The following is a 12,332-nucleotide window of genomic DNA, read 5'->3' as shown; positions in this document are numbered from 1 at the left end:
ATTACCAACAGAGTTACCGGCCCGCCTGAGCCGGGCGCTTCAGGCCACACCAGGAGGCTGCGAGTGCTTCCATGAGCAACGGGTTAAACCGGCCTCGGCCAACGCCGACGAGTACACGGGTCCAGAACCCGTAGGGACGATAGGCAACCGAGGCGCGGTTCTCATGAGGGCCAGGGCCGTTTATCAATCGGCCCAACCAACAGGCCGGATAGACGTACGCAGTTTAATCTCCCTTGCTCACTGAGCCATCGCAGACAGACAGCACTTGCAAGAGGTGTACATAGACGTACTAGCGGCGTTCCCGGAAGGGCGTCGCGCCCTGAGTCGCGCCCCCGCTGACGGCAACCCCCTCAAGGCAACGGAATCGGTTCCTGCTCCAGGTCCACATCGAAGCGCTCGCGCACATCGGCGCGCACCGCCCCGGCCAGGGCCCGCACGTCCGCCGCCCGGGCGCCACCATGGTTGACCAGCACCAGCGCCTGATCCCGATGCATGCCCACCGGCCCCAGCCGCCGGCCCTTCCAGCCGGCCCGCTCGATCAGCCAGCCGGCGGCCAGCTTGTGGCCATCCCGATGGGGGAAGGCCACCAGCTCCGGCTCGTTCTCTTTCAGCCGCTGATAATGGGCCACGGACACCACCGGATTCTTGAAGAAGCTGCCCGCGTTGGGCAGCACCGCCGGGTCCGGCAGTTTGCTTTGCCGCAGCTCGATCACCGCCGCGCGCACCGCCGCCGGCTCCAGCGTGGCCGGGTCGGCGTCGCCGAAGCGCGCCGCCAGCCCGCCGTAATCCACCCGGCAAGGTCCGTGACGGTGCAGCCGCAGGGTGATGGCGGTGATGATGAATTCGCCCCGCCGCCGGCTTTTGAACAGGCTGTCGCGATAGTCGAACTCGCACTCGGCGGCGCGGAAGCGCACCGGCCGACCGTCGGCCACGGCCACCGCCTCCACGCTGTCCAGCACGTCCGCCAGTTCCACGCCGTAGGCGCCGATGTTCTGGAACGGCGCGGCGCCGGCGGTGCCGGGGATCAGCGACAGGTTCTCCAGCCCGCGCCAGCCGCGCGCCACCGTGTCCGCCACCAGCCGGTCCCAGACCACGCCGGCGCCGGCGGTGACCCGGGCCTGGTCGCCCTCCACCCGGTAGTCGATCCGATCCAGGGCCGGGATCACCGTCAGGCCGGGCAGATCGCCGTCCAGCACCAGGTTGCTGCCCTGCCCCAGCACGTACAGCGGCTCATCGCCGCGCCGGCCGGCCAGCAGTCCGGCCAGGGCCTCGCCGCTGTCCGGGCGCGCCAGCCGCTCGGCGCGGGCCGGCAGCGCCAGGGTGTTGGCGCCGGACAGATCCGCGTCGCGCTCGATCACAGCCGCTCCCGCAGGCGCTCCAGCCACAGGTCGCTGGCCTTTTCCACCAGGTTCAGCACGTGGTCAAAGCCGTCGTCGCCGCCGTAGTACGGGTCCGGCACCTCATGGGGACCGTCCTCGCCGAGCACGTCCAGAAAGCGCGCCAGCAGGGCGTCGTCGTCCGCCGGACGCAGTGCTTGCAGGTCGGCCAGGTTGTTGTCGTCCATGGCCAGGATCAGGTCGAAGCGGTGGAAGTCCTCCGCGCTCACCTGGCGGGCGCGCAGCCGGTCCAGCTCATAGCCGCGCTGGGCGGCGGCGGCGCTGGCGCGCCGGTCCGGCGCCTTGCCGATGTGCCAGTCGCCGGTGCCGGCGCTGTCGATGTGGATGCGTTCCTCCAGGCCGGCGTCGGTGACCCGCCGGCGGAACACCGCCTCGGCGGTGGGCGACCGGCAGATATTGCCGAGACAGACGAACAGAACGGAAACGGAAGGGGTACTCATGAGCGGTCAGCCTCCGACAGATAGCGGCGCATGCGCGCCAGATCGGCCTCGGTGTCGACGCCGCCGGGCACCGGTTCGCGGGCCGGCGCCACGTGCACCGGCGCGCCGTTGGCCAGGGCGCGCAATTGTTCCAGGGATTCCAATTGCTCCAGGGGCGCCGGCGGCCAGCTCACGAAACGGTGCAAAAAGCCCACCCGGTAGGCGTAGATGCCGATGTGCCGCCACCAGCGGCCGCCGCTCAGATCCAGGTCCCCGCCGCCGTTCACAGCGCCGGCGAAGCCGTCCCGGTGCCAGGGGATCGGCGCCCGGGAGAAGTACAACGCGCGCCCGTTCACATCGAACACCACCTTGCACACATTGGGGTTGAACAGGTCCTCGCCGTTCTCGATGGGCTCGCACAGGGTGGCCATCTGGCAGTCCGGATGCAGCGCCAGGTTCTCCGCCACCTGATCGATCACCGCCGGCGGGATCAGCGGCTCGTCGCCCTGCACGTTGACCACGATGTCGTCGTCGGCCAGGCCCAGTTGCTCCGCCACCTCCTGCAGCCGGTCGGTGCCGGACGGATGATCGGCACGGGTCATCACCACCCGGGCCGCGTCGCCCACCGCGTCGCGCACCCGTTCATCGTCGGTGGCCACCAGCGCCTCGCGGGCGCCGCTTTGCGCGCAGCGCTCCACCACCCGGGTGACCATGGGCTTGCCGGCCAGATCCGCCAGCGGCTTGCCGGGCAACCGCGACGAGGCATAACGGGCCGGTACGATGACAAGAAAACTCATGCTTGCTGCTCCATCAGGGACCGGCCAGGGTCCGGTCGAGAATCGCGTCCAGGGTGCCCGGCGGCAGCGACGCCCGCACCGGCAGGGTCCACAGGCGTGGATCGTCGAAACCCCGGCATTTTACCGCGTCTTTTTCGGTCATGATCACCGGCAGATCGTCGCCGAACGCCAGGTCCTCCGGCCGGAAGGCGTGATGATCGGCGAACGCATGGGGAATCACCGCCAGCCCCAGCGCTTCCAACGTGCGGAAGAAGCGTTGCGGGTGGCCGATGCCGGCCACGCCGTGCACGCGCGGAAAGCGGGTCAGGAAGGCGTCCGCCGGCAGGCTTTCGCCGTCGCTTAGTCGGGTCGGCGGCGCCGGTGCCAGGGTCATGGTGGTGGCGCCGGGCCAGGGGCCGCCATTGGCGATCAGGAAGTCCACCGCGGCCAGCCGCGAGGCCGGTTCGCGCAGCGGTCCGGCGGGCAGGCAGCGGCCATTGCCCAGGCCCCGGTCCGCGTCGATCACCACCACCTCGGCGGAGCGCGGCAGCGCGTAGTGCTGCAGACCGTCGTCGCTGATCACCAGATCGGCGGCGTGCTCACCCACCGCCCGTTGCAGGGCCCGGTCGCGCCTCGGGTCGAGCACCACCGGCACCTCGGCGCGGCGGGCGATCAGCAGGGGTTCGTCGCCGACCCGGGCCGGGTCGTCATCGGCGCTCACGCTGAGAGGATAGTCACCCGCGTCGGCGCCGTAGCCCCGGGAGATCACCACCACCTTCAGGCCGCGCTCGGCGGCGCGACGGGCCAGGGCGATCACCAGCGGCGTCTTGCCGGTGCCGCCCACGGTCACGTTGCCCACCACCAGCACCGGCACCGGCGGCACCGGCGCCTGCTCGCGGAAGCGCGCCAGCCGGCGGCGGGCCACCCGGCCCACCAGCCAGCCCAGCGGGCGCAGCGGGGTAAGCCAGGGACTGCCCCGGTACCAGCCCTGCTCGATGCGGCGCGCCCAATCAGCCATGGTCGGTGTCGGCGAAATCCATCTTGTAGAGTTGGGTATAAAGGCCGTTGCGCGCCAGCAGCTCCTGATGGCTGCCCTGCTCGATCAGGCGGCCCTGATCCAGCACCAGAATGCGGTCGGCCTTTTCGATGGTGGACAGGCGGTGGGCGATCACCAGGGTGGTGCGCCCGGCCATCAGCCGCTCCAGGGCCTGCTGGATATGGTGCTCGGATTCGGTGTCCAGGGCACTGGTGGCCTCGTCGAGAATCAGGATCGGCGCGTCCTTGAGCAGCGCCCGGGCAATCGCCAGACGCTGCCGCTGGCCGCCGGACAGCTGGGCGCCGTCCTGGCCCACCTCGGTGTCCAGGCCATGCTCCAGGCTCTGAATGAAGTCCCACGCATACGCGTTGCGCGCCGCCTCCTCGATGGCGGCGTCGTCGGCGTCGCGCATCTCGCCGTAGGCGATGTTGTTGCGCACCGTGTCGTTGAACAGCACCACCTTCTGGCTGACCATGGCGATCTGCCGGCGCAGGGCCGCCAGCTGGTAGTCCGGCAGCGGCACGCCGTCGAGCAGCACCTGGCCGGAATCCGGATCGAAGAACCGGGGCAGCATCGCCGAAATGGTGCTCTTGCCAGCCCCCGAGCGGCCCACCAGGGCGATGGTCTCGCCGCTTTTCACCGAGAACGTCAGGTTGTTGAGCACCGGATGGGCCGGGTCGTAGCCGAAGGTCACGTCGTGGAACTCGATGTCGCCGTTGACGCGCGGCAGATCACGGTCGCCCAGGTCCGGCTCCGGCGGGCGGTCCATCAGCTCGAACAGGGAGGAGGCCCCGGTGACGCCGCGCTGGATTTTCACGTTCACGTCGGTGAGCTGCTTGAGCGGCTTCTGCACCATGCCGGCGGCGGCGATGTAGGACAGGAACCCGCCCACGGTCAGCGCCTCGCCCATCAGCGTGATGTACAAATAGGTGACCAGGCCGATGGCCACCGCCACGAACAGCTGCACGATCACCGTGGAGGCGATCTTGCTGGCGTTGAGCTTGGTGTTCTGCCGCGAGAAACGCCGGCTCACCGCGTGGAAGCGGTCCGCCTCCAGCTTCTGCCCACCGAAGATCTTCACCGCCTGGTTGCCTTCGATGGCCTCGCCCAGGAACTGGGTGATGTTGCCCATGGACGCCTGGATGCGCCGGCTGATATGGCGAAAGCGTTTGCTGGTCAGTCTCACCACGGTGCCCACCAGCGGCGCCATGACCAGCAGGATCAGGGTCAGCTTCCAGTTCTGGTAAAGCAGGAATGCGATCAGCCCGATCACCGTCAGGCCCTCGCGCAGCAGCACGATAATGGCATCGGTGCCGGCGCTGGTGACCTGCTGGGCGTCGAAAATGATCTTCGACATGATGCGCCCGGAGGCATTGTTGTTGTACTCCGACTGGGGCAGCCGCAGCACATGGCCGAACACGTCGTTGCGCAACCGGTAGACGATTTCCTGGGCCACCCAGGTCATGGAATAACTGCCCATGAACTGACCGATGCCCTGGGCCAGGGCGATAAAGAACGGCGCGATGGAAACGATCAGCACCCGGCGCGGCTCCGGGTTGACCACGGTCTCGCCCAGATAGCCGGCCAGCTGGGCGGCGCCGGCCTGGGTGGCGGCGTAGATCGCGTAACCGATGAAACTGGCGAACAGGATCAGCCAGTGGGGTTTGACGTAGTTCAGCAGTCGTTTGTAGGTCTGCCAGGCATCATCCGGGAGAGATTGGCTCATTGCGCCTCATCGTCGGCTTCGCGAGTGGTGAGCGACAGCTTATCAAAGCCGAGCTGCCCGGCCACGTCCATGACCCGCACCACCGCCTGATAGCTGGCGTTGGCGTCGGCGGTGATGATCATCGGCCGGGTGGTCTTGTCCTGGCCCAGCCGCAGCAGCGCCGAGCGCAGGCCCGCTTCACTGTTGTCGGCGAGCTTCTCGCCGTTGATCAGATACTCACCCAGCGGCGACACCAGCACCTGCACCGCCTCCGGCTGCGCCTCGGGGGGCGTGCCTTGCGCCTCCGGCAGCGTCAGCGCCAGCTGGGTCTCGCGGGTGAAGGTGGTGGATACCATGAAGAAAATCAACAGCAGGAACACCACGTCGATCAGTGGCGTCAGGTTGACCTCCGCTTGCTCCTGACGGGGCCGGGGGAATTTCACGACGCCGCTCCGGTGGCCGGGGTCGCTTCCCGGTCGCCGTGCACCAGATCCACCAGATGCACCGCGCTCTGCTCCATGCTCACGGTAATTTCCTCCACCCGGCGCAGAAAGAAGCGGTGGAAGAAGATCGCCGGAATCGCCACCACCAGACCGGCGGCGGTGGTCAGCAGCGCCTGGGAAATGCCGCCGGCCAGCTGGGCGGCGTCGCCGGTGCCGTGAATCATGATGGCGGCGAACACGTCGATCATGCCGATCACCGTGCCCAGCAGGCCCAGCAGCGGCGCGATGGCGGCGATGGAGCCCAGGGTGGAGAGGTATTTCTCCAGGTCGTGGACCACGCCGGCGGCTTCCTCCTGGATGCTTTCCTTCATGATCTCACGGCCGTGGCGGGCATTGGCCAGGCCGGTGGCGAGAATGCGCCCCAGGGGCGACTGTTCCCGCAGGGTGGCCAGCCGCTGGGCGTTGAGCTGGCCCTTCTGCAGCCAGACCCGCACCTGGGCCAGGGTTTCCGGCGGCGCCAGCTTGCTCGGACGCAGGGTCCAGAACCGTTCCACCACGATGGCCAGGGCCACCACCGAACCGATCAGGATCGGGAGCATCATCCAGCCCCCGGACTGCACTAGATCCTGCACGTAAAGATCCCCTTTCGCGACGTTCACCAAACCTGCCCGCGCGCGGGCCGGTGCCAGGGACGCTCATGGTCCCGGCGCCACTTTGTTATAAGCGCGGCATTATCCGGGCCCCCCAGGCGAAACACAATCATACCGGCCCGGTCGGTGCGCAGAACCGTGACCCCGGCCGCTTCCAGGCGCCGCACCAGGGCCGCGTCCGGGTGCCCGAAGCGGTTGGCGTAGCCCACCGAGGCCAGCGCCCAGCGCGGTTGCAGCGACCGCACCCAGGCGTCGGCGCTGGACGAGGCGCTGCCGTGGTGGCCGAGCTGCAGCACCGTCACCGGCGCCACCGTGCCCAGCAGCCGGTACTCCACCGCCGTGGTGATGTCGCCGGTGAGCAGCACGCTGGCGCCGCCGGCGTCCACCCGCAGCACGCAGCTGGCGTCGTTGCCGGTCCAGGGCCGCCGGTCCGGCCACAGCACCCGGAAGTCGACGCCGTCGAAGCGCCAGTGCTGGCCGGCCCGGCACCGTTCGGCGCCGGGCACCCGGTCCGGCTCGCCGCTCAGCAGCCGTCCGGGATCGGGCAGGTCCGCCAGGCCGCCGGCATGGTCGCCGTCGCCGTGACTGACCAGGGTCAGGTCCGGAGTCAGCCGGTGGCGGCGCAGCCAGGGCACCAGCACCGACCCGGTGGCGGACCCGCCTTGCCAACCGGGCCCCAGGTCGTAGAGCACCAGATGGCGGGCGGTGCGCAGCGCCAGGGCCTGGCCCTGCCCCACCTCGAACATGATCAGATCCACCTGACCGGGGCCCGGGGCGGTGGCGGCCGGCCACCACCAGGACAACAGGCACAGGGGCAGCAGGCGGCGCGGCCAGGGCCAGGCCGGCGACAGTCCCAACAGCAGCGCGCCGCCCACCGCCAGGGCCGCCATCCCGGAGGCCATCGGCAGGCCCGGCGCCGGCCAGCGGGCCATGACTTCCATCAGGGCCACCGCCAGCTCCACCCCGGTGGCGGCGGCGTCCAGGGCCGGCGTCCAGTCCAGCAGCGCCCCCAGCAACGCCGCCGGCACCACCAGGGCGCTGAACAGGGGCACCAGCAGCAGGTTGGCCAGCGGGCTCCACCAGGCCCAGGTGCCGAACAGGGCGGCGCCGGCCACCGCCATGGGCAACGGCAGCGCCACCATCACCGGCAGCCGGCCGCCGCCCTCCAGCAACCCCAGGATCGCCGCCACCGCCCCGAACGACAGCCACAGGCCGGTGGACAGCGCCGCCAGCGGGTCCACCAGCAGCACCGCCAGCAGCGCCAGGGCCAGCCCCTCGAAGGGTGCCGGCCAGCGGCGTCGCAGCCGGCACAGGGCCAGCACCGCCACCATGATCAGGGCGCGCCGGGTGGGCAGGCTGAACCCCGCCAGCGCCGCGTAACCGAGCGCGCCGACCAGCGCCGGCGCCCAGGCCAGCTGGGCCAGCGTCAGCCGCCGGCTGGCCGGCCACAGCCACTGCAGCAGCGGCGCCAGCACGCCCCGGCCCAGCCACCACAGCAGGCCGGTGACCAGGGTCAGGTGCAGGCCGGAAATGGCCAGCAAATGGGCGGTACCGGTGGCCCGGAACAGATCCTTCAAGGGCCGCTCCAGCCCGCGACGGTCGCCGGTGACCAGCGCCGGCACCACCGCCGCGCCCAGCGGACTGGCGGCCAGCCGCGCCCGCAGCCGGTCCGCCAGCCGCTCGCGAAAAGCGTGCGGCCCCCCGTCGGCGTGCACCGGCCCGTCCACCGCCGCCAGCACCCCCACCGCGTCGATGCGTTCGGCCAGGTCCCGGCGGGCGGTGTCCGGTCCGGTCTGGTTGTGCCAGCCATGGGGAAAATAAAGCCGCACCCGGGCCTCGAAACGGTCCCCGGCGCCCAGCGCCGGCAACGGCCCCCAGGCGCTGACCCGCACCCGATGGCGGCCCGGCCAGCGCCCCCGCCCTTCCAACAGCCGCACTTCCAGGGTCAGCCTCTGCCAGTTCACCGGCTCGTCGTAGCGAACACGGCGCTGGCGCTCCACCAGGTCCACCACCCGGGCCCGCACCGCCAGCGTTTCGCCATTCAGCGAGGCCGGCAGCCGCGCCGCCAGGCCCTGCTCCAGTGCCAGCAGCCCCAGGCCGCCGGCCAGGGCGGTGGCCAGTATCGTGCACGCCCATCGACCGGAACGCGGCGGCTCGCGCCGCCAACCCGCACCCGCCCTGCCGGCGGCCAGGACCAGCAGCGGCAACCACAGCGGCCAGCTCGCGCCGCTCCAGACCGCCGCCACCAGGGCCGCGGCGGGTAACAGGTATCGCATCCTTGCGCTCCCTCAAGGCACCCTGTCCCTTCAAGGTGTAGGCGCCGCCGCTCAGGATCGGCATAATAGCGCCCGCAACCGGAACCCTCGTACGGATCCCCCGCCGCCGGGAAAGCAGTCGCCCATGCCGAAACGGTTATTCCGAAAATATTTGCCCTCCCCCGAGCGCCTCAAGGGTCACAAATCCCTGAGCTTTCTGGGCGAGGTGTTGTCGGACCCCAACCTCTGGCATATCAACCGCCACTCCCTGGCCGGGGCCGCCTTTATCGGCATCTTCACCGGGCTGTTGCCGATCCCCCTGCAAATGGGTCTGGCCGCCCTGCTGGCGGTGCGTTTCCACTGCAACCTGCCGCTGTCCGTGGTGCTGGTGTGGATTTCCAATCCGGTCACCTACGTGCCGATCTTCTATTTCACCTACCGGATCGGCGCCTGGCTGCTGGGCATGGAACCCAGCCCGCCCCACGGCATCAACGTGGCCTGGTTCGTGGAGCAATTGGTGCCGCTGTGGGTGGGGTCGTTGCTTTGCGCTTCCCTGGCCGGGCTGGCCGCCTATCTGGCGGTGAAGCTGTCCTGGCGGCTGGCGGTGGTGCGCAGCTGGAACCTGCGCGCCCGCCGCCGCCGGGACGACCCCAGCCACCGCTCCTGACCCTTTCCCGATCAGCGTAACCGTGGCCGTGGCGCGGCGCCGTCAGCCACGGGCCACGAATACCGTCAGCCATCGATGAAAAGCGTGTAGGTTCAGGCTTACAGGCTGCGCAGCAGCCCTTCGTGCAGCTCGTGGCGGGTCTGACAGCGACCGGCGATGCGGTGATCGTGGGTGACGATCAGCAAGGCGGTGCCGAGCCGCTGGTTGAGGTCGAGCATCAGTTCCTGGACCTGATCGGCGGTGCGCTCGTCCAGGTTGCCGGTGGGCTCATCCGCCAGCACCAGGGCCGGGTCGGTGACCAGGGCGCGGGCAATGGCCACCCGCTGACGCTCGCCGCCACTGAGCATGGCGGGCTTGTGGGTTTCCCGGGCGGCCAGCCCGACCTGATCCAGCAGCGTGGCGGCGCGTTCGCGGGCCTCCGCCGGGCGCAGCCCGCGGATCAACAGCGGCATGGCCACGTTCTCCAGGGCGGTGAACTCCGGCAACAGGTGGTGGAACTGGTAGACGAAGCCCAGGTAGCGGTTGCGAATGCTGCCCAGGGCCCGGTCGCCGAGGCCCGCCAGCGGTTGCCCGCCGATGGCCACGCGCCCTTCGGTGGGGGCATCCAGGCCACCCAGCAGGTTCAGCAGGGTGGATTTGCCCGAGCCGGAGGCGCCGACGATGGCGGCGGTGTCGCCACGCCGCACGGTCAGGTTCACGCCGCTCAGCACTTCCAGCTCGCCACGCCCTTCCGGGTAGCGTTTGATCAGGCCTTCGGCGGCCAGCACCGCGTCGCGGGCGATGTCATTCATAGCGCAGCGCCTCCGCCGGTTGCACGCGGCTGGCCCGCCAGGACGGATAGAGGGTGGCGGCGAAGGTAATCACCATGGCGATGGCGACGATGGCGCCCACATCGCTCCACTCCAGCTGCGACGGCAGGTAGTTCACGAAATAGGCATCGAACAGCCGCGTGTTGAAGGTCTTCTCGATCCAGGCCGCCAGGTCACTGACGTTGTTGGCCAGCAGCACGCCGAGCACGGTGCCCAGGAAGGTGCCGGCCAGACCGATCACCGCGCCCTGAACCATGAAGATGCGCATGATGGTGCCCGGCGACGCACCCAGGGTGCGCAACACCGCGATGTTGCCGCGCTTCTCGGTGACCAGCATCACCTGGCTGGAAATAATATTGAAGGCGGCCACCGCGACGATAAAGCTGAGCAGCAACGTCATCATGCTCTTTTCCATGCGGATCGCCTGGAACAGGTTGCCGTGGGTGCGGGTCCAGTCGGTGGTGTAGTAATCGCGGCCCAGGGCCTGCTGCAATTGCCAGCCCACCTCCGGCGCCGCGAACAGGTCGCTGAGGCGCAGATGGATGCCCTGCACGGTGCCGGGCCGGCGGTGCAGCACCGCCGCGTCCTCGCTGGACACGTAGGCGTACAGGCCGTCCACCTCGGCGCGGGCGCGGAACACGCCCACCACCTGGAAGCGTTTGAAACGGGGCATCACCCCGGCCGGGGACACGCTGGCCTCGGGCAGCACCAGGGTGATCTTGTCGCCCACCTCCGCATTCAGCTTGCGCGCCAGGCCGTAGCCCAGCACCACACCGAAGTCGCCGGGGTGAAGGGCGTTGAAATCCCCCTCCCACATCATCTCGCCGACGATCGAGACGCGCTGCTCCGCCTCCGGGTCCACCCCGTTGATCAGGGCCCCGGCCACGTTGCCTTTATGGGTGAGCATGCCTTCCAGCTGCACGAAGGGCGCCGCCGCTTCCACGCCGGGATAGCCGCGCACCTGATCGGCCAGGGCCTGCCAGTCCTCCACCGGCTCACGGCCGTGAATGGACAAATGGGTGACCATCCCCAGGATGCGCGTCTGCAATTCCCGGTCGAAGCCGTTCATCACCGACAAAACGGTGATCAGCACGGCGACACCGAGCATCAGCCCGAGCGCGGAGATCAGGGTGATCACGGAGATAAAACTGTTACGGGCGCGGGCGCCGGTATAGCGCAGGCCCACGAACAGGGCAAAGGGTCGAAACATGGCGCGCATTTAAGCACTAAACCGTCCGGCGACGCCAGACACCGACGCCCGGGAGCGAGGGTGTGACCGGCATCCGCGACGATCCGGTGCTCTCCTATTAAATTTCAGGGCTGTCCTACGACCGTAATACTTGAACAAAGGTTCAGACTGTGGATGCTTACGGTCAGGACGACCAATGACTGGGGGACAACCACCATGAAGACCGCTCTTGCCGCGTTGCTGGCCACGCTGCTCCTGTATCCGTTTCCGGCCCTGGCCAATGACCAGGACGGTCCCACCCGTGGCATGAGCAAGGCCCAGGTGCGCGAGCACTACGGCGAGCCGGAGCGCCGCCGCGATCCGGTGGGCCAGCCCCCGATCAGCCGCTGGTACTATCCCGGTTTCACGGTCTATTTCGAGAACGATACGGTGCTGCACAGCGTGCGCGAGTCCGCCGACGACGACGGGCACCCAGGCACCACCGAGCGGGAGCGCCAGGCCGGCCACCCGCTGCCGCCGGACGTGGAGGACGAGGAGGCGCAGATCGAGACCCGTTCCAGCATGCGCAATGAAGACGCGGACAGCGATGCCGGCTCCTCGTCCCGGGATGACGACGATGGGGAGGAAACCGACGAGTCCCACACCGCCCCCGGCAGTACCGCGGTGCGGGCCCGGGCCGAGGACCGGGAAGGTCGGGAAGACCGCCGGGAAGAGCCGGAACAACGAAAGGACGACGAAGGCAAGGACGGCCGCTTCCGCTTCGATCCGGTCTCCGGCCGCATCGTCATCGATGAGGACGAGGATCAGGGCGATAACGACCGCGGCACCGACCAGGGCGAGGACGAGCCCCGCGCCGAGGCACCGCCGGTGCGCCGCTCCCTGCGCGCCGACGCCGACTGACCACCCGCTCCGCCGCCATCGGGCCACCCGCCGGGCACGCTATTGACGCTGCCCGGCACCGGGCAGACAATCCCGCCGTTTATCCT

At 69.4% G+C, this 12,332-nt stretch carries 12 protein-coding genes; 2 read left to right on the top strand and 10 right to left on the bottom strand.

Features of this window, described 5'->3' with window-relative positions; all coding sequences use genetic code 11:
* Positions 1 to 350: 350 nt before the first annotated feature.
* From murB to IM760_RS12340, 8 genes are read right to left on the bottom strand one after another with little or no spacing between them, the layout of a single operon-like run.
* Positions 351 to 1,358: a UDP-N-acetylmuramate dehydrogenase gene (murB, locus tag IM760_RS12375; RefSeq protein ID WP_204429703.1), complete on the bottom strand. Its 1,008-nt coding sequence runs from the start codon at positions 1,356 to 1,358 to the stop codon at positions 351 to 353.
* A complete protein-coding gene (locus IM760_RS12370) occupies positions 1,355 to 1,837 on the bottom strand; it encodes a low molecular weight protein-tyrosine-phosphatase (protein WP_204429695.1) in 483 nt (160 codons plus the stop codon). The genes murB and IM760_RS12370 overlap by 4 nt, the downstream gene beginning before the upstream one ends.
* Positions 1,834 to 2,613, bottom strand: coding sequence for a 3-deoxy-manno-octulosonate cytidylyltransferase (gene kdsB, locus IM760_RS12365; RefSeq protein ID WP_204429693.1), 780 nt, complete (start codon positions 2,611 to 2,613; stop codon positions 1,834 to 1,836). Before kdsB ends, IM760_RS12370 begins: the two co-directional genes overlap by 4 nt.
* Positions 2,614 to 2,626: 13 nt before the next feature.
* Positions 2,627 to 3,610, bottom strand: coding sequence for a tetraacyldisaccharide 4'-kinase (gene lpxK, locus IM760_RS12360; protein WP_204429691.1), 984 nt, complete (start codon positions 3,608 to 3,610; stop codon positions 2,627 to 2,629).
* Positions 3,603 to 5,354: a lipid A export permease/ATP-binding protein MsbA gene (msbA, locus tag IM760_RS12355; RefSeq protein WP_204429689.1), complete on the bottom strand. Its 1,752-nt coding sequence runs from the start codon at positions 5,352 to 5,354 to the stop codon at positions 3,603 to 3,605. The genes lpxK and msbA overlap by 8 nt, the downstream gene beginning before the upstream one ends.
* Positions 5,351 to 5,776, bottom strand: coding sequence for an ExbD/TolR family protein (locus IM760_RS12350; RefSeq protein ID WP_204429687.1), 426 nt, complete (start codon positions 5,774 to 5,776; stop codon positions 5,351 to 5,353). The genes msbA and IM760_RS12350 overlap by 4 nt, the downstream gene beginning before the upstream one ends.
* On the bottom strand, positions 5,773 to 6,408 hold the full coding sequence (locus IM760_RS12345; RefSeq protein ID WP_204429685.1) for a MotA/TolQ/ExbB proton channel family protein: 636 nt from the start codon (positions 6,406 to 6,408) through the stop codon (positions 5,773 to 5,775). The genes IM760_RS12350 and IM760_RS12345 overlap by 4 nt, the downstream gene beginning before the upstream one ends.
* 23 nt (positions 6,409 to 6,431) lie before the next feature.
* Positions 6,432 to 8,702: a ComEC/Rec2 family competence protein gene (locus tag IM760_RS12340; protein WP_204429683.1), complete on the bottom strand. Its 2,271-nt coding sequence runs from the start codon at positions 8,700 to 8,702 to the stop codon at positions 6,432 to 6,434.
* 151 nt (positions 8,703 to 8,853) lie between these two features.
* Between IM760_RS12340 and IM760_RS12335 the strand changes: the two genes are divergently transcribed.
* Positions 8,854 to 9,348, top strand: a complete 495-nt coding sequence (locus IM760_RS12335) for a DUF2062 domain-containing protein (RefSeq protein ID WP_316252408.1) — start codon at positions 8,854 to 8,856, stop codon at positions 9,346 to 9,348.
* Between the two features lie 98 nt (positions 9,349 to 9,446).
* On the opposite strand, the gene IM760_RS12330 is transcribed toward IM760_RS12335, so the two are convergent.
* Both IM760_RS12330 and IM760_RS12325 read right to left on the bottom strand, forming a co-directional pair.
* Positions 9,447 to 10,139: an ABC transporter ATP-binding protein gene (locus IM760_RS12330; RefSeq protein WP_204429679.1), complete on the bottom strand. Its 693-nt coding sequence runs from the start codon at positions 10,137 to 10,139 to the stop codon at positions 9,447 to 9,449.
* The gene (locus IM760_RS12325; protein WP_204429677.1) at positions 10,132 to 11,367 is read right to left on the bottom strand and encodes a lipoprotein-releasing ABC transporter permease subunit; all 1,236 of its coding nucleotides are present in this window, start codon (positions 11,365 to 11,367) and stop codon (positions 10,132 to 10,134) included. Before IM760_RS12325 ends, IM760_RS12330 begins: the two co-directional genes overlap by 8 nt.
* Positions 11,368 to 11,562: 195 nt before the next feature.
* On the opposite strand from IM760_RS12325, the gene IM760_RS12320 reads away from it, so the two are divergent.
* Positions 11,563 to 12,246, top strand: coding sequence for a hypothetical protein (locus IM760_RS12320; protein ID WP_204429669.1), 684 nt, complete (start codon positions 11,563 to 11,565; stop codon positions 12,244 to 12,246).
* Positions 12,247 to 12,332: the final 86 nt, after the last annotated feature.

It is taken from the genome of Alloalcanivorax marinus, from assembly GCF_016906305.1.
Taxonomy (GTDB): Bacteria; Pseudomonadota; Gammaproteobacteria; order Pseudomonadales; family Alcanivoracaceae; genus Alloalcanivorax; species Alloalcanivorax marinus.
This window is presented reverse-complemented; position numbering and strand designations above follow the sequence as displayed.